General features: G+C 63.1%; 14 protein-coding genes and 3 pseudogenes. 3 read left to right on the top strand and 14 right to left on the bottom strand.

All coding sequences use genetic code 11. The features are described 5' to 3' along the window. Nucleotides 1–10: 10 nt before the first annotated feature. Nucleotides 11–502: pseudogene (locus H9K75_RS15290) on the bottom strand (LPS-assembly lipoprotein LptE); the annotation flags it as partial. A 43-nt stretch (nt 503–545) separates the two neighbouring features. Further along, entirely contained in the window at nt 546–3,218 is a 2,673-nt protein-coding gene (gene leuS, locus H9K75_RS15285; RefSeq protein ID WP_187723269.1) for a leucine--tRNA ligase, read from the bottom strand. Nucleotides 3,219–3,640: 422 nt separating this feature from the next. Here leuS and H9K75_RS15280 point away from each other — a divergent pair, with 422 nt between their 5' ends. Further along, on the top strand, nt 3,641–4,912 hold the full coding sequence (locus tag H9K75_RS15280) for a mechanosensitive ion channel family protein (protein ID WP_226858253.1): 1,272 nt from the start codon (nt 3,641–3,643) through the stop codon (nt 4,910–4,912). 112 nt (nt 4,913–5,024) lie between these two features. Here the strand turns inward: H9K75_RS15280 and H9K75_RS15275 are convergent, their stop codons facing one another. From H9K75_RS15275 to H9K75_RS15245, 7 genes and pseudogenes are all read right to left on the bottom strand, one after another. Beyond that, complete coding sequence (locus H9K75_RS15275) at nt 5,025–5,570, bottom strand: GDYXXLXY domain-containing protein (protein WP_187723267.1); 546 nt, start codon at nt 5,568–5,570, stop codon at nt 5,025–5,027. After that, entirely contained in the window at nt 5,534–6,760 is a 1,227-nt protein-coding gene (locus tag H9K75_RS15270; protein WP_187723266.1) for a DUF4401 domain-containing protein, read from the bottom strand. The genes H9K75_RS15275 and H9K75_RS15270 overlap by 37 nt, the downstream gene beginning before the upstream one ends. Before the next feature lie 631 nt (nt 6,761–7,391). Then, nucleotides 7,392–7,667 (bottom strand): annotated as a pseudogene (locus H9K75_RS25750) (DUF2157 domain-containing protein); the annotation flags it as partial. A gap of 197 nt (nt 7,668–7,864) precedes the next feature. Beyond that, nucleotides 7,865–8,296 (bottom strand): ExbD/TolR family protein, encoded by a 432-nt coding sequence (locus H9K75_RS15260; protein WP_187723264.1) that lies wholly within the window; start codon nt 8,294–8,296, stop codon nt 7,865–7,867. Beyond that, nucleotides 8,251–8,997 (bottom strand): MotA/TolQ/ExbB proton channel family protein, encoded by a 747-nt coding sequence (locus H9K75_RS15255; protein ID WP_187723263.1) that lies wholly within the window; start codon nt 8,995–8,997, stop codon nt 8,251–8,253. The genes H9K75_RS15260 and H9K75_RS15255 overlap by 46 nt, the downstream gene beginning before the upstream one ends. Nucleotides 8,998–9,017: 20 nt before the next feature. Next, a complete protein-coding gene (dapB, locus tag H9K75_RS15250) occupies nt 9,018–9,848 on the bottom strand; it encodes a 4-hydroxy-tetrahydrodipicolinate reductase (RefSeq protein ID WP_187723262.1) in 831 nt (276 codons plus the stop codon). Between the two features lie 105 nt (nt 9,849–9,953). After that, nucleotides 9,954–10,523 (bottom strand): outer membrane protein assembly factor BamE, encoded by a 570-nt coding sequence (locus tag H9K75_RS15245; protein ID WP_187723261.1) that lies wholly within the window; start codon nt 10,521–10,523, stop codon nt 9,954–9,956. Nucleotides 10,524–10,600: 77 nt separating this feature from the next. On the opposite strand from H9K75_RS15245, the gene fur reads away from it, so the two are divergent. Next, entirely contained in the window at nt 10,601–11,029 is a 429-nt protein-coding gene (fur, locus tag H9K75_RS15240; protein ID WP_187723260.1) for a ferric iron uptake transcriptional regulator, read from the top strand. A gap of 73 nt (nt 11,030–11,102) precedes the next feature. On the opposite strand, the gene hprK is transcribed toward fur, so the two are convergent. From hprK to hpf, 3 genes are all read right to left on the bottom strand, one after another. Continuing rightward, on the bottom strand, nt 11,103–12,059 hold the full coding sequence (gene hprK, locus H9K75_RS15235) for an HPr(Ser) kinase/phosphatase (RefSeq protein ID WP_187723259.1): 957 nt from the start codon (nt 12,057–12,059) through the stop codon (nt 11,103–11,105). 83 nt (nt 12,060–12,142) lie between these two features. Beyond that, a complete protein-coding gene (locus H9K75_RS15230) occupies nt 12,143–12,610 on the bottom strand; it encodes a PTS sugar transporter subunit IIA (protein ID WP_187723258.1) in 468 nt (155 codons plus the stop codon). Between the two features lie 170 nt (nt 12,611–12,780). Next, complete coding sequence (gene hpf / locus H9K75_RS15225) at nt 12,781–13,137, bottom strand: ribosome hibernation-promoting factor, HPF/YfiA family (protein WP_187723257.1); 357 nt, start codon at nt 13,135–13,137, stop codon at nt 12,781–12,783. Nucleotides 13,138–13,524: 387 nt separating this feature from the next. Here hpf and H9K75_RS15220 point away from each other — a divergent pair. Continuing rightward, nucleotides 13,525–14,444 (top strand): annotated as a pseudogene (locus tag H9K75_RS15220) (phosphoribosylaminoimidazolesuccinocarboxamide synthase). Nucleotides 14,445–14,509: 65 nt separating this feature from the next. Here H9K75_RS15220 and H9K75_RS15215 read toward each other — a convergent pair. Beyond that, nucleotides 14,510–15,418 carry a YbaY family lipoprotein gene (locus H9K75_RS15215; RefSeq protein ID WP_187723255.1) on the bottom strand — a complete coding sequence of 303 codons (909 nt, stop codon included), beginning with the start codon at nt 15,416–15,418 and terminating at the stop codon, nt 14,510–14,512. Between the two features lie 10 nt (nt 15,419–15,428). After that, nucleotides 15,429–16,325: a thioredoxin gene (trxA, locus tag H9K75_RS15210; protein WP_187723254.1), complete on the bottom strand. Its 897-nt coding sequence runs from the start codon at nt 16,323–16,325 to the stop codon at nt 15,429–15,431. Nucleotides 16,326–16,506 lie beyond the last annotated feature (181 nt).

The raw sequence follows: 16,506 nt of genomic DNA, 5'->3' as shown, positions 1-16,506 counted from the left end.
ACGGGATCAGCTTGACCTTGGCGAGGCGGCGCATGAGCTGCTGCACCAGGTCGGTCTGCATGTTCTTGAACAGCATGGCCTCTTCGCCTTCCTTGGACAGCGCGATAGACTCGTTGTAGCTCACGTCGCGCTGCTGCATCAACTCGGTGTTGGGAACGTATTCCTGACCGTCCTTGCCCGTCAGCGAAAAATGCATGCGCAGGCGCAACTGCAGTTCGCGCACCTGACCGGAGGCGTTCAGGCCGACGACCAGGCGATCACGATTTTCCGAGAGGATGTTGCAGACCACCTCGGCTTCGGAAATGCGCTCGGGCTCGGTGATCACGACGATGTCGCCGCCCGCGCCCTTCAGGGTGCGAACCAGTTCCCGGGCCAACTGCGAGCCCGGCGCCGCCTTCACATGGATGGACTTGAAGCTGAAATCTGGCGCGCCGCGCAGGCGAAAACCGCAGGCCGCGAGCGGAGCTGCGGCGAGCAGGGCGAGTACTGTGCGTTTTTGCATCATGGTGCTGCAATTCTCCTGCGTGACGATTCGGGTCGGTGTATCAAACCACAACGTTGACCAGACGACCCGGCACGATGATGATCTTCTTCGGCGCCTTGCCTTCGGCGAACTTCTGGTATTCCCCGTTCGCGAGGGCGGTGGCCTCAATGGTGGCCTTGTCGGCCTCGGCAGCAACGCGGATCGAGCCGCGCAGCTTGCCGTTCACCTGCAGCATGAGTTCGATCTCGTCCTGCACCAGTGCCTGTGGATCAACCTCGGGCCACGCGGCGTCGAGCAGTTCGCCCTGCGCCTTGGCATAGCCGAGTTCCGACCACAGCGCATGGCCGAGGTGCGGGGTCGCGGGATACAGCGCGCGGATCAGGATGCCGAAGCATTCGACCACGGCTTCGCGGCCACCCTCGGAGTCGAGCGCCTTGAAGTCTTCGAGCGCGTTGATCATCTTCATCGCACCGGAGACCACGGTGTTGTACTGCATCCGCTGGTAGTCGTAATCCACCTGTTTGAGCACGGTGTGGATTTCAAGGCGCAGCGCCTTGGCTTCCTTGCCAAACGCCACGCCCGCCACGCCGCCTCTGGCCGTTGCCCGGACACGCGCCGCATCGAATTCAGTGGCAGAAAGTTTTGCGCCGAAGTTGTAGACACGGCGCAGGAAGCGGTAGCTGCCTTCGACGGCGAATTCGTTCCATTCCAGCGTGAGCTCGGGCGGCGCGGTGAACATGGTGTACAGCCGCGCGGTATCCGCGCCGTATTTCTCGATCAGGTCCTGCGGATCCACGCCGTTGTTCTTGGACTTGGACATGGTCGTCATCTCGTAATCGAGCGCCGAGCCATCGCTCTTGAGCGTGCCACCGATGACCACGTCGTTCTCGTTCTTGATGACGTCGACGTCCTTCTCCCAGAAGTACACCTTGGCACCGCTGGCCTGCTTCTGCGAGAACGCGCCGCGCAGCACCATGCCCTGGGTGAGCAGTCTGGTGAACGGCTCGTCGATCTTCACGAGGCCCATGTCGCGCATCACCTTGGTCCAGAAACGCGCGTACAGCAGGTGAAGAATCGCGTGCTCGATGCCGCCGATGTACTGATCCATCGGCATCCAGTAATCAGCACCGCCAGCGACCATCTTCTCGCTGTTCTTCGCATCGCAATAGCGCATGAAGTACCACGAGCTGTCGACGAAGGTGTCCATCGTGTCGGTCTCGCGGCGCGCACTCTTGCCGCAGCACGGGCAGACGACGCCCGCATGAAATGCTTCGCTCCTGACCAGTGGATTGCCGCTGCCATCGGGCACCAGGTCCTGCGGCAGCACGACCGGCAGATCCTTCTCGGGCACGGGCTGCGAGCCGCAGTCTTCGCAATGGATGATCGGGATCGGTGTGCCCCAGTAGCGCTGGCGGCTGATGCCCCAGTCGCGCAAACGCCATGTGGTCTTGAGCTCACCCAGACCCTTGGCTTCGAGCACCCTGGCAACGGCGGCAACCGCGTCCTTGTAGCCCAGGCCATCGAACTCGCCCGAATGGATGGTGATGCCGCGTTCCTTGTCGCCGTACCAGTCGTGCCACTGCGTTGCGTCGTAGGTTTCGCCCTCGACCTTCACCACCTGCCGGATCGGCAACTGGTACTTGAGCGCAAATGCGAAATCGCGCTCGTCGTGCGCGGGCACGCCCATCACGGCGCCGTCGCCGTAGCTCATGAGCACGTAGTTGCCCACCCACACTTCGACCTGTTTGCCGGTGATCGGGTGCGTGACGAACAGGCCCGTGGGCAGTCCTTCCTTTTCCTTGACGGCAAGCTCGGCCTCGGTCGTTCCGCCCTTTTTGCATTCCTCGATGAACGCAGCCAGCTTGGGATGGAGCGTGGCCGCGTGGGTGGCGAGTGGATGTTCGGGTGCCACGGCGCAGAAGGTCACGCCCATGATGGTGTCGGCGCGCGTGGTGAAGACGTGCATCTTGCCGTCCTGGATCAACTGACCCTCGGCGTCCTTGACGTCGTGCGTGAACGCGAAGCGCACGCCTGCGGACTTGCCGATCCAGTTTTCCTGCATCAGGCGCACCTTGTCGGGCCAGCCGGTGAGCGTCGCCTTGTCGTTGCCGATCTGCACGTGGTCGAGCAGTTCCTGCGCGTAGTGCGTGATGGCGAGGTAGTAGCCCGGGATCTCGCGCTTTTCGACGAGCGCGCCGGTGCGCCAGCCGCGCCCGTCGATCACCTGCTCGTTGGCGAGCACCGTCTGATCGACCGGGTCCCAGTTCACGACCTGGGTCTTGCGGTAGGCAATGCCTTTTTCCAGCATCTTGAGGAACAGCCACTGGTTCCATCGGTAGTACTCGGGATCGCAGGTCGCGACTTCGCGGCTCCAGTCAATCGCCAGACCCATGGCCTGCATCTGGCTCTTCATGTAGGCGATGTTTTCGTAGGTCCACCGGGCCGGTGGCACCTTGTTCTTGAGCGCGGCGTTTTCAGCTGGCAGGCCGAACGCGTCCCAGCCCATGGGCATCAGCACGTTGAAGCCCTTCATGCGCAACTGGCGCGTGAGCATGTCGTTGATCGTGTAGTTGCGCACATGCCCCATGTGCAGCTTGCCGCTTGGGTACGGCAGCATCGAGCAGGCGTAGAACTTCTGCCGGGAAGCGTCTTCGGTCACGCGGTAGGCGTCGTTGGCGGTCCAGTGGCCTTGCGCTGCGCGCTCGACCTCGGCGTGGTTGTATTTGTCTTGCATGGAACTCAAATGGGAATAAATGCGGCCGCAACTGCCTGCGCGAGAAAACCTGCCTTGCAGGCCGACGGCGTCAACGCGAACCGAATGGTCGAAGATTGTAGGCGTTTGTACCGATCCCCCGGCTTGCGACGCCAATCACGCACGCGCATGCGCGTGTATCTCCCGACCCGCCGCAAAGGTCAGGCCGCGCACATGAGAAAATCGCGGCTTCGTTTCGGCACGTCAGCGCCTGTTCACACCACGCGATCCCCGCGGATTGCGTGCACAGGCCCTGGACACCGGATTTGAAATTTTCGCTCTTGATTCAAGAGCACTCACGCAACGCCATGCCATGCCATGGCGACCGCTGTTCTCCGACGATTCTGCCCGCGTTCAGAACCGGCTCCCATTCACCGTCCATTCACGACAAGGAGTGTGAACTCGTGCTTTCCGAGTACTACGACACCATCAGCCATCTCGATCCATGGGCGCAGGCCGCCATCGGCCTCTTCGCGCTGGCAGTCATCGCCTACCTGCTGCGATTCATCGCGCGGCTGATTCTGCTGAACGTGCTGCCACGCCTGGCCGGTAGTTTTCCAGTCGGCTGGCTCCAGACCCTGCTCGACAAGCGCGTGCTCACGCGGCTGTCGCAGATCGTGCCGTCGCTGGTGTTCCAGGTGGGCGTGTTCGCCGTGCCGCGCCTCTCGCCCGTGCTCGCCAACATCATCCACAACGTGGCCGTTGCGTGCACAGTGCTGGCGATTGGCCGCGTCATCCTCGCGGTGCTCGACGCCGTGCAGGACCACAACCTGCAGGCGCTCTCGAAGGCTCCCGGCACGCGCTCGCTCAAGAGCTACGTGCAACTGGGCAAGCTGGTCACGATGCTGGTCGTGGTCATCATCATGATCGGCGCGCTGATCGACCGCTCGCCGCTGATCCTGCTCTCGGGGCTGGGTGCCATGTCGGCAGTGCTGATGCTGGTGTTCAAGGACACGATTCTCTCGTTCACCGCCGGTGTGCAACTCGCGGGCAACGACATGCTGCGCGTGGGCGACTGGTTGCAGATGGATCAGATGGGCGCAGATGGCGCCGTGGTGGACATGGCGCTCAACACGGTGAAGATCCGCAACTGGGACAACACCATCACCACCATACCGACCTGGCGGCTGATGAGCGAGAGCTTCAAGAACTGGCGCGGCATGTCGGAGTCGGGCGGGCGGCGCATCAAGCGCAGCATCCTGATCGACCACGCCACGGTGCGCTTTCTGAGCGACTCCGAAATCACCGAGCTGGGGCAGATCGCGCTGCTCAAGCCCTACCTCGTGAGCAAGACGCAGGAGATCGGCGAGTTCAACAGCAATTTCGCGCGCGAGGCACCGGACATGGCGGGCGAGGTCGTGAACCTGCGCAAGCTCACCAACGTCGGCACCTATCGCGCCTATGTGAACGCGTACCTGAAATCCCACCCGCGCCTGCGCAAGGACATGACGCTGATGGCCCGCATGATGGAGCCCACCACCAATGGCACGCCGCTGGAGATCTACGCGTTCACGGCGACCACCGCGTGGGCCGAGTACGAATCCATACAGGGCGACATCTTCGATCACCTGATGGCGATCCTGCCCGAGTTCGGCCTGCACGCGTTCCAGAACCCTTCGGGGAACGACGTGAAGATCGGGCTCAGGCAGAACGAAGTGGGCGTGCTGTCGGCCTGAAGACCGGCGCGCCGCGCTCAGGGCCTGCTGGCCTGCGGCATGGCGGTATCGGCCGGCGATTCGGCGTCCGCCGCAAAAGCCTCCGAGGCATCCACGGCCTCGGAGGCCTCGCTCAGTTCGCGCTCCATCCGCTCGCTTTTCTCGAGCGCGCGTGGCACCGGTATCGGTTTGCCCTCGGCATCGGCCAGACCCACGAGCAGCGCGCGGCCATCGGGCAGCACGCGGAAGTCGCCAAACTTTGCCCGCTCGAACACCTTGCCCGTGCCTTCGGGAAGAAATAGGCATCGGTCACCAACGCCCAGCGTCCCTTCAATTGCTTGAGCGGCAGGATGATTTCGCCCGGCCCCGCGCTCGCACCCTCGCCCAGCAAGCCCAGCACCGTGGCTTCACCCCTGGCATCGAGACGGGCGCGCACGCGGGCCGTGGGCGCGAAAGTGCCCTCCAGCGCCTTCCGCACCTCGGTCGGCAGCGAGAAATTCAGCGCCATGTAGTCACCCTGCATCAGCGAGCGCGGGTCCACGGGAACGAGCCGCACCAGCACCGGTTGACCTGCGGTGATCACCTGCTCCTTGCCGCGCACGTCCCAATTCACGAGACCGAACACCAGCAACGCCCCCACGATCAGGCACGCAAGGCGAACGCGTGACCACGCCGCCATTTGCGAAAAGCCATCGGCCGCGTGATGGTGTCCATCGTCGCCCGCTGGGCGCGCCGCCAAGACACGCTGAAGATACAGCCCCACCAACAGCGCGGCCCCCATGATCGCCAGACCCAGCCCTTCTGCGCGAGCGGCCAGGCGAGGCTGTAATAGAACATCGACAATGCCCAGAGCGCCGCCAGCCCGCACATCACGGCGATGCGCCAGCGCCCGCCGATCAGCGCTCCGGCGGCCAGCAGCGAAATCACGCCCAGCGACGGACTGAACCACGCGGCTACGGCGAGCAGCACGCCCACGCCAAGCACGGTGACCAGCGTCTGCGCCGTGGCCATTGCGGTTTTTTTCCAGCGTGAATACAGCAGCCCGGTCGCCACGAGTACCAGCAGCGATGCCCAGGCACGTCCGGCCAACTGGATCGCACGCAGGGTGCTTTCCTTGGTGTCACCCACGTCGAACGCGGCAAACGTGTCATACCCGATGCCAAGGCCGTAGCCCATGCGCGCAAAGCCGAAGACGAGCATGCAGATCAACGCCACAGCGGCGCTGTCGACGAAGGCCGCCCAACCGGCCAGCGCCGGCTTGGCGTGCACCCGTGCCAGCGACTGCGGTTCCCTGTACAGCCACGCGATCCAGCCCAGCGCCATCAGCACACCGGCCACGTCGAAGACGTAGAGCGCCAATACTTCCGACGTGCAACGCACGAGGAACACGTAGAGCGCCAATCCGAACACGAGGCCCATGATGCGCTTGAGCCACTGCGCATGTGCCAGCGATGCGCCGACCAGTTGCAGCAATGCCATCACGCCGGAGTACAGCAGAATGGCAAGATCATTTCCGCCCACGTCGTTCGACAGACGGATCAGGAACAATCCGCAGAACGTGCCCCAGAGCACGAGCGCAAGACAGCTCGCGAAAACGCCGCGATTGCGCGTGAGCAGCACGCCCGAGCCCACCAGTCCCATCAGGCTCAATACATAGGAAAGCGGGTGGCGGAACCAGAAGTCCGTATCGACCAGCGTCACGAGAAAGGCGCCCGCGGTCAACGCGCACACCAGCGCGCCGATGAGCGCCAGCGCGATCACGAAGATGCTCGGCTCTTCATCCGCGAACGGTGCCGGGGCATCGCCTTGCACCAGACCGTGCGCCTGGGCGCGCGGCCACCATGAAGGTCTTGAGGTGAAGAAATTCATGCCGCACCTCCCTCGCGCGGGCCTTGATGGCTGCCTGCGAACGCAGCTTGCGCTGCACCGCCAGCAGCCCCGATACCGTACCGCCCAGACAGCCGAGCCCCGCCAGCGTGAACAACAGCAGTCCGCCCCCGGAGTCCGAACCCTCGAACGCCACGCGTGCCACCATCGCCAGCACCCACACATTGGCCGCCAGCGTGCACAGACACAGGCTCGCAAAGTCACGCAGCGGCCCCTGGTAGGACAGATACATCGCTGCGCCGATCAGCAGCCCGCTGACCGGGAAGGCCAGGCCGATGCGTTCTTCGGTGAACAGATCGATCACCGCAATCGTCGTCCATGCGGCCAACGCAAATGCCAGCGCCATGCGATGCGACCACCATGCCATGCCGTCGCGATGGCGCGTCCATGGCACCAGCGACACGAGCCACGGCACCATCGCGAGCGTCAACCAAAGCAGGAGATAGACGATCTGCTGCACCCGCATCCTGGGGCCGCGGAACAACATCTCCCACAGCTCCAGGTGTCCGTACCACATGACGATGGCGGTCGCGGCAATGCCGATCCACAACAGCCACAGCACATCGCTGCGCGCGAGCAGCGTCCAGATCAGCGCGAGCGCTGCCCAGGTCGCGAACAACTGCCATGCATCGGCGCCGGTCTGGTAGGTCTGCCCGACGAACGCCAGCAGGCCGCCGACCGCCAGCGTTGCGCACAGCAGTGCCGCAATCCGCCCGCGCCGCCAGAAGATCGATGCCAGCACGCTCACGAGCAGCGCGCCTTCGATCAGCATCAGCTTGAACATGCGCGTCTGCTCCTGCCAGTTGGCAGCGATCCAGAAGATCAAACCACTGGCCAGCAACAGCGCGGCGACCAGCAGCAATCCCCAATGCAAATTGCGCGCGAGCATGCGGGGCTCGCCGGGCGCCGTAGCGAGCCGGTGCAGTTGCGCTAGCGCCTGTGGATCACGCGGCGACTGCGCCGCGAGTTGGTACAAGGTGCTATCCATGCGATCTCCCTCCAAAGTGGACACGAAACGAATGTAGTGTTTGCCGACGCGACGGCGGCTGTCGCTATCGACGGTGTCTCAAAACTAGACGTAGGGTATCAGCGAACGCTACTGGGGACCGGCTCGGTCACGAAGGCAATGCGGTGCAGGCCCGCCTTGTTGAGTTCGCCCATGAGCTCCACCACGCGGCCATAGGGCACGGTGGTATCGGCCCGCAGCTGTACTTCGGCGTCCGCATGGCGTGCGGCGAGTCGTCGCAGGCCATCGCCAAACGCCTGCGGCTCCAGCGCCTCGTCGTTCAGGTAAATTTTCCCGTTCGCATCCATGCTCACGGTCACGGGCTTTTCGGCGGTCGCGCCCGGTTGCGCTCCCTCGGCGCGCGGCAGGTCCAGCCGTATGGCGCTGGCGAGCAACGGAGCGGTGAGGATGAAGATCACCACCAGCACCAGCATCACGTCCACCAGCGGCGTGACGTTGATGTCGCTCATCGGCCTGGATTCCTGCGAGCGCTCAAGTCGTCCGAATGCCATCTCGCGATCTCCGGCCTATGGCCCGTGGGTTCGAAGGACTGCGCGGCGCCAGCCGAGCCGCCTGCCAGCAACTCGCGCAGATCGTGCGCAAAGCCTTCCAGATCGGCCTCGACGTTGCCGAGGATGCGCCCATACACGTTATAGGCCAGCACGGCGGGAATCGCCACGGCAAGACCCGCAGCCGTCATGATGAGCGCCTCACCAACGGGCCCCGCGACGCGCTCGATGGTCAGTTGACCCGAACTCGCCATGCCGGTGAGCGCATGGTAGATGCCCCAGACCGTGCCAAGCAATCCGACAAACGGGGCCGTGGAGCCCACCGTGGCCAACAGCACCTGGCCAAACTTGAGGCGTGAGATCGACGCATGCAACGCGTTGCGCAGCACGCGCGTGAGCTGCTGGGCCTTGTTGCCCTGCCCGGCGAGCGTATCGACGGAATGGTCCGAAGCCGCAAGCGCCGCATTCACCATCGGGCGCACCAGCGCCTCGCGATCCCATTGCAGCAACTGCTCGCTGGCAGCCGCCAGCGTGGGAGCCTGCCAGACGGCCGCGGTGCTGCGCGGCACGTCCACATGGGCGCGGCGCATCAGCCACGCCTTCCAGACGATGATGACCCAGCTCGCCACCGACATGGCGAGCAGCAACGCCGCCGTGATCTGCGTGACGGCATCTCCCTGTCGCAGCCACGTGAGTCCGTTCATGTTGCGCGCGCCGCAGTGCGTCAGTCGTTGAGGCCGAGCACGTCGAACATGTCGAACATGCCGTTTTTCTTGTCCGCGAGATAGGCCACGGCACGCAGGCTGCCGCGCACGTAGCCGGCGCGGCTCGACGACTTGTGGGCGATCTCGATGCGCTCGCCCTCGCTGCAAAACAGCACCGTGTGGTCGCCCACGATGTCGCCGCCGCGAACCGTCGCGAACCCGATGCTGCCTGGCTTGCGCGCGCCGGTCTCGCCGTAACGTTCGTAGATCGCGCGATCGGCCAACTGGGTGTCCTGCGCCTTGGCGATCACCTCGCCCATCTTGAGCGCCGTGCCCGACGGCGCATCGATCTTGTGCTTGTGGTGCGCCTCGATGATTTCGATGTCGTAACCATCGTCGTTCATCGCCTTGGCAGCCAGCTCGAGCAGCTTGAGCGCGACATTCACGCCCACGCTCATGTTGGGCGCAAACACGATGCCGATTTTTTTGCTGCCTTCGACCAGACGCGCCTTCTGCTCATCCGTGAGGCCGGTGGTGCCGATCACCATCTGTACGCCCAGATCCTCACAGGCGGCCAGATGGTTCATCGTTCCGTCGGGACGGGTGAAGTCGATCAGCACGTCGGCGTTTGCCAGCGCGGTACGCAGGTTGGATGTGATCTGCACGCCGCTCGCATGTCCCAGGAATGCCGTCGCATCGGTGCCGACGCCGGGGTTGCTCGCGACGTCCAGTGCACCGGAAAGCACGCAATCGCTGCTTTGGCGAATGGCTTCGATGAGCATGCGGCCCATGCGGCCCGAGGCACCTGCCACGGCAACACGGCGTGGAGCGGAGGAAGTGGGAGCGGTCATTTCTGCAATCGATTCGTTCGTACTCTGCGCGCCGGTTGTCGGCTTTCGCATGACCCACGCTGTGCACGCGGTCCCTGCAACGGCAGAGCGATTTTTAAAGAGGAATTACTTTCGCGTCTCAAGCGGCGGATAGCTCGACGGCAGCGGCGCAAGCGGGGGCTGGTTGGCGGGGTTCTCCGCCGCCGTGGGCTCGGGCTTGGCCGGAAGGCGTTTGAGCTGGTCGTCCGTGGCTTCGAGGTTCGGCACCTTGCTCTTGGGCACCTTGGAGGCCAGCGAGGAAACGAACTCCGCCTCGGTCGGCATCTCGTCACCCTCGTAGCGCTCGAGCACATCGTCCTTGAAGAACACGCTCAGCTTGCGGGTTTGCTGCTCCACGCCTGGGCGCTTGAGCGTGAAGATGTACTCCCAACGATCATTGTGGAACAGCGGCATCACCAGAGGCGTACCGAGGATTTCCTTGACTTGCTGGCGGCCCATCCCGGGCTTGAGCGCATCGACCTGCTCCTTGGAAATGAAATTTCCTTGCACAACATCAATTTTGTATGGTGTGATGGCGCTGGCCAGACGATGGCTTGCGCTGTCAAAGCTACCGCAGGCGGCCAACCCGGCACTGAGCAAAATGATCGCGCCACAACGGACGCCGTAACGGGCGGGAGCAAACATGGATAAAGCCATAGGGATATGATCGGATCATTGTAGCGGCTGGAATTCCCCGGGCCTTAACGCGCCTTCGGCTAACGAAAGACCTTGTCATGACGAATATCGACGAACTGAAAAGCACCGGCCTCAAAGCGACGCTTCCCCGACTGAAGATCCTCGACATCTTCCAGAAAGGGCAGCAGCGTCACATGACGGCTGAAGACGTTTTCCGCGTATTGCTGGAAGAACGCTCCGACATCGGCCTTGCAACCGTTTACCGTGTGCTTACCCAGTTCGAGCAGGCGGGTATTTTGCTGCGCAGCAACTTCGAAAGCGGCAAGGCGGTTTACGAACTCAACGAGGGTCAGCACCATGACCACTTCGTCTGTACGGGTTGCGGCAAGGTCGAGGAGTTCTACGACGCAGAGATCGAAAAGCGCCAGAACCTGATCGCCAAGCAAAAAGGCTGGGTGATCCAGGATCACTCGATGTCGCTCTACGGCCAGTGCGCCGAATGCGCCAAGAAGGGCGTCGGTCGCTGAGACGACGAACGCGCACAAAAACAAAAGCGAAGCCGGTAGGTCTTCGCTTTTTTTGATTTCAGGGCCAGGAAACTCAGGGTTGAATGCCGCTGGCCATGGCGCGGCGGTGGCGCTCGACGAACTCCTGATAGGTATCGATGCCGCGCAATTGCAGAATGGTATTGCGCACGGCCGCCTCGACCAGCACGGCGATGTTGCGCCCCGCCACCACCTGGATCACCACCTTGAGCACCGGCACGCCCAGCACGTCCTGCGTGAGCGGCTGATAGGGCATGCGCTCGTAGTCGCGCTCCAGCGTTTCCTTGCGCACCAGATGCACGATCAGCTTGAGGCGCATCTTGCGGCGCACCGCCGCCTCGCCAAAGATGGCGCGAATGTCGAGCAGGCCGATGCCGCGCACTTCCAGCAGGTTTTGCAGCAGATCCGGGCATTTGCCCTCGATGGTGGTCTGGTTGATGCGATACAGATCGACCGCGTCGTCCGCGACCAGACCGTTGCCGCGCGAGATCAGTTCGAGGCCCAGCTCGCTCTTGCCAAGTCCCGACTCGCCCGTGATCAGCACGCCGAGCCCGAGAATGTCCATGAACACGCCGTGCAGCGTGGTTCGGGTCGCAAAGTGCTTGGAGAGATAGGCGCGCACCACGTCGATCACGAAGGCTGACGATTCATGCGTGGCAAACAGCGGAATCTGCGCGCGCTCGCACAGCGAAATCAGGGCATCGGGCGCGGTCTGGTCGTCCGCCATGATCAGCACGGGCGGCTCCAGCGTCAGGATGCGCGCAACACGGCGCTTGCAGTCTTCTTCGGTGCCGTTGGTGAGATAGCGGATTTCCCGCTCGCCCAGCACCTGGGCGCGAAACGGATGGATGTAGTTCAGATACCCAACCAGATCGGCGCCCGAGCGGGCCGCCAGAACGGCTTCTTCATCAAAGCGCCGCGCAGAGGCCCCGAGGCCCGCGACCCAGACCAGCTTCAGGGAGCTGCGAAACTCTTCAAACAGGACGTCGGCACTGACGAGATTGGGTTTCACGGAAATTCCTGACTGATTTGAAGGGGATCAGGCGCTTGCCGGACCGTCAGCAGCAGCCGCCGCAACAGCGGGGCAAAGACCGATCAGGCGGTTTGCGCGGAACGCCAGTCGGCGATCATGCCGTGCAGGGCAGCCGCGTCGGTGCACGACTTGATGCGCTCGCGCAGCGCGCTGTCGCTGAGCAGTTCGGCGATTTCGGAGAGGATTTCGAGGTGCTTCTGCGTGGCCGCTTCGGGAACGAGCAGAAAGATCAGAAGCGAGACGGGCTGCTCGTCCGGGGCGTCAAAACCAATGGGGTGGGCGAGCTGAAACACCGCGGCCATGGGCGATTTCAGGCCCTTGATGCGTCCATGCGGAATCGCGACGCCATGTCCCAGCCCCGTGGCGCCGAGGCGCTCGCGAGCGAAGAGACTGTCGGTGATTAGCGCACGGGACAAACCGTGTTGACTCTCAAACAGCAAACCCGCCTCTTCAAAAGCGCGCTTCTTGCTGGTGGCGTCAACACCGACCAGCACCTGGGCCGGCGGCAGAATGGAAGCAAGGCGATTCATGATGTCAATTATGCGCGTCCAGCGTAAACCCTTAAAGGATTTACTATAAGCAACAAAAAACCGCCTTGGAAGGCGGTTGCGTATCCAATCTTGTAAAGAGATTGCAGGCGCGACGAATGGGAAGACCGCATTATGTCTCAGTCGCGCCGGATACGTCTGTCAGACAGTCATCAGCCCGCTGCCGCTGCGACCGCCGATGCCGCCGTTGCCCGACGCAGGGCCGGCTGGTGGTCTTGTAGACGCTGCTTGTATTTCATTACCTTGCGGTCGAGCTTGTCGATAAGCTCGTCCACTGCCGCGTAGAGGTCGAAATGTGCACTTTCCGCGAATAGATCACTGCCTTTCACTCTCACGTTGCATTCAGCGCGCTGCCTTTTGTCCTTTTCCTTCTGGTTTTCGACAGTGAGCAGCACTTTGACGTCTACCACCTGATCGAAGTGCCGCGTGATGCGCTCGAGCTTGGAGGTCACATAGCCTCTCAAGGCCGGAGTCACTTCGAGGTGATGTCCGCTAATCGTCAAGTTCATAAAACGTCTCCTGTGACGCTGAGTTGATGGAAAGTGCCCAACACCCCGTCAATCGGGAGGTCGGGCAACGAACTTGAATGCATTCAGTGGGATTCACTATGCGCCCGGCCATGGGGAAAATCAACGGCTGACCAGCAGGGGTATCCGGGATAGCTGTTACAGATGCCAAGCTGAAAAAAAACAGTCACAATGCCAAGTTGCCCGAGATGCTCGAGCAACGCCATGTCCCCCACGGCGAGTCTTTGCCCCACCCGCCTCGAGCGGTGCGAGCGGTGCGAGCGGTGCGAGCGTAAAATCATCTCTCACGTCCCGTCCCTCTCGACAAGCACGTTGGCCCAGCGTGTCTGACCGGCGGGATTTCCTTTTTGTGTTTGCCCGATATCCGCAATGACTCAGCCCAGCTCTTCCGCTCTGCACACCTCCGCCCTGACCTCGCTGCCACTGCTGGCGCGCGGCAAGGTGCGCGACAACTATGCAGTGGGCGATGACCGCATCCTGATGGTGGCCTCCGACCGCCTGTCCGCATTCGACGTGATCATGGGCGAACCGATTCCCGGCAAGGGCGAACTGCTGACCAAAATGGCGCTGTTCTGGTTCGACAAGCTCCACGGCATCGTCCCCAACCACCTGACCGGTGAAGCGCCCGAAAGCGTCGTGACACCCGCCGAAGCGCCGCAGGTCGTGGGCCGCTCGATGCTGGTCAAGCGGCTGAAACCGATCCCGGTCGAGGCCGTGGTGCGCGGTTATCTCGCCGGCAGCGGCTGGAAGGAATACCAGGAATCGCGCTCGGTCTGCGGCGTGCCCCTGCCCGAAGGCCTGACCAACGCCGCCAAGCTGCCCCATTCGATCTACACACCCGCAGCCAAGGCGGTTGCCGGTGAGCACGACGAGAACATCACCTTCGAGCAGACCGTGGAGATCGTCGGCGAAGACCTCGCCACACGCATCCGCGACGTGAGCATCGCGCTGTACGAGAAGGCCGCCGCCATCGCGCTCGAAAAAGGCATGATCATTGCCGACACCAAGTTCGAGTTCGGCCTCACGCCCGAAGGCGAACTGGTGCTGATGGACGAGGTGCTCACACCCGACAGCTCGCGTTACTGGCCTGTCGAAGGCTACGAAGAAGCCCTAAAAAACGGCACGAATCCGCCAAGCTATGACAAGCAATTCGTGCGCGACTGGCTCGAAGCCGTGCGCATCAATGGCAAGCCCTGGGACAAGACCGCCCCGCGCCGCGCCTGCCGCGCGAAGTCGTCGAGAAAACCGCTGCCAAGTACCGCGAAGCGCTGGAACGCCTGACCGCCTGATCGGAAAACCGCCCTCGCCATCAAGCGCCGCCCGGATTCGTTCAGGGCGGCTTTTCTTTGGAACGCTACTGCGGCGAGTTCTCCGGTTCGTAGGGCTCGAAGGCCGCTTCTCCGGCCTCATCGGCGTGAAACCGCAAGATCGGCTTGCCCTCCTGATCGCGCATCACCAGTTCGCGTCCGGTCTGCAGGAACGTTCTGACTTCCAGCAGCGCGCTCAGAAAGGCCGGTTCATCCTTGCCACCTTCGAGGCACAGACGAATGGACGTGGTGTTGAGCGCAAGTCGCAGCGCTCCCCCTTCGACCTGATAACTGCCGAGAAAGCGATTGCAGCCACCGGAGCCGGAAAACTCGCCGCGTTCCATCCCTGCCGGCAGATTTGCGCGTTGGGGGTGGAACTGGATGAATGCAGGCGCGGCACCCTTTTCGGGTGCGGCCACGGCGATGCCCGGCAACTCGCCGACGCTCGCCAGGCGCCAATGGGTTTGCGAGAACGCTACCCCTGCGGCCGCAGTCGCCGTCGTCCGGGGATAGGGCTCAAGAATGACGTCCGTGCGGTAGAAGGCCGGTTCCGGCAGTACCGGATGCGAGCCCGGCGTATAGAACAAAAGCTGGTTGTAGAGCGTCACCTGCGCCTGCACCAGATATTTGCCGTCGCGCTGCAACTGGCCCGACTCGAAGGGGATGTTCAGCTCGAACGGAGACTGTCCCGCCGGCTCCATACGCTGGCGTGCGAGCGCCACCGGCGGCCCGTTGTCGTTGCTCACGTCCATCAGTACCGCCTCGAACACCGCATCCGGCTGCACATAGACGCGGTTGCGGGTAAAGGCCTTGCCGGTGATGCGCGCATCGGGCCTGGGCAGGTTGCTCGCGCAGCCCGCGAGCAGCGAGAGCGCGGATGCCGGAGCCACCGCCAGCGCGCCGCGCAGCAGGTCGCGGCGCGCAAAGAGCGCAGGCGACGGGTCTCCGCGATTCACGGCCAGCGGCTCAACTGAGCACGACGCTTGAGAGGCGACGGCGATAGGTCGCAACGGTAGGATCTTCGGGCGGAATCTGGCCATCCGCCACCTTGACCCGGGGTGGTTCGATCAACTCGAGAATGGAGATGTAGAGCTGGCGCGCCGCGTCCTCGTTCCAGCTCTTGTCGCGCATGAGGATATCGAGCAGCTCGTCCATCGCGTCGGTCCATTTCTGCTCGGCGATCAGCTTGCGGGCACGGGCGAAACGTGCCTCGAAGTCGCGCTTGTTGGCGGCGATCTTCGCGTCGAACCCGGCCATCGGGCCGCTTTGCGCCGAGAAGTCGAGCGCGTCCATCCAGCCCTTCAGGGCCGCCAGCTTGCGCGACGTACCGGCCTTGGCGATGACCGGCGCGAACGCCACCTTGGCATCGTCCTCACGGCCCTGTTGCAGCAGCAGCTTGACGTAGTCGTAGCGTGCGTCGTCGTTGGACGGATCGGTCGCCACGGCATGTTGAAGGCGCTCAAGCGCGGATTCCGGATCTTCCTCGGCAAGCGCGGCCTGCGCCTCGGCGAGATCCTCCTGGGCTGCGACTTCCTCCGCGGCGGGCACGTGCTTGTCGAGGAATTCCTTGACCTGGCCTTCGCTTTGCGCGCCCATGAATCCGTCCACCGGTTGACCGTTCTTCATCAGGATGCAGGTGGGAATGCTGCGAATGCCAAACGCACCCGCCAATTCCTGCTGCTGGTCGGAGTCGATCTTCACGAGCTTGAAGCGACCCGCATATTCCGTCTCGACCTTCTCCAGAATCGGGCCGAGCGTCTTGCAGGGACCGCACCAGGGAGCCCAGAAATCCACGAGCACGGGAGTCTGCATCGACGCAGCGATGACTTCGGATTCAAAATTTTCTACGGTGACATCAATCATGGCAAAACCCGGTGCGTGGTGGTGATGGTAGTGAAGCCCGGCCGCAGTCTTGGCAGCAGCGCAGGAACGAGACATGGAACAAGCCGGATACATGTGGGCGCAACAGCAAATCACAAGCCGGTCGACGGCCCGAGCGCCCGCGGCTCGACATCCGCAAGCCCCCATTCTCCTGCATCTTCGG

It is taken from the genome of Diaphorobacter aerolatus, from assembly GCF_014489535.1.
GTDB classification, from domain to species: domain Bacteria; phylum Pseudomonadota; class Gammaproteobacteria; order Burkholderiales; family Burkholderiaceae_C; genus Diaphorobacter_A; species Diaphorobacter_A aerolatus.
Note: the sequence above shows the minus strand (reverse complement) of the source record. Positions and strands in the feature narration are given on the sequence as shown.

Excerpts from the sequence above, each read along its gene's own strand:
- H9K75_RS15270 (WP_187723266.1), bottom strand. The coding sequence starts at position 6,760 with ATGAATTTCTTCACCTCAAGACCTTCATGGTGGCCGCGCGCCCAGGCG.
- H9K75_RS15245 (WP_187723261.1), bottom strand. The coding sequence starts at position 10,523 with ATGGCTTTATCCATGTTTGCTCCCGCCCGTTACGGCGTCCGTTGTGGC.
- hpf (WP_187723257.1), bottom strand. The coding sequence starts at position 13,137 with ATGAACTTGACGATTAGCGGACATCACCTCGAAGTGACTCCGGCCTTG.
- dapB (WP_187723262.1), bottom strand. The coding sequence starts at position 9,848 with ATGACCGCTCCCACTTCCTCCGCTCCACGCCGTGTTGCCGTGGCAGGT.
- H9K75_RS15260 (WP_187723264.1), bottom strand. The coding sequence starts at position 8,296 with ATGGCATTCGGACGACTTGAGCGCTCGCAGGAATCCAGGCCGATGAGC.
- H9K75_RS15255 (WP_187723263.1), bottom strand. The coding sequence starts at position 8,997 with ATGAACGGACTCACGTGGCTGCGACAGGGAGATGCCGTCACGCAGATC.
- H9K75_RS15275 (WP_187723267.1), bottom strand. The coding sequence starts at position 5,570 with ATGGCGGCGTGGTCACGCGTTCGCCTTGCGTGCCTGATCGTGGGGGCG.
- trxA (WP_187723254.1), bottom strand. The coding sequence starts at position 16,325 with ATGATTGATGTCACCGTAGAAAATTTTGAATCCGAAGTCATCGCTGCG.
- H9K75_RS15230 (WP_187723258.1), bottom strand. The coding sequence starts at position 12,610 with ATGAATCGCCTTGCTTCCATTCTGCCGCCGGCCCAGGTGCTGGTCGGT.
- fur (WP_187723260.1), top strand. The coding sequence starts at position 10,601 with ATGACGAATATCGACGAACTGAAAAGCACCGGCCTCAAAGCGACGCTT.
- leuS (WP_187723269.1), bottom strand. The coding sequence starts at position 3,218 with ATGCAAGACAAATACAACCACGCCGAGGTCGAGCGCGCAGCGCAAGGC.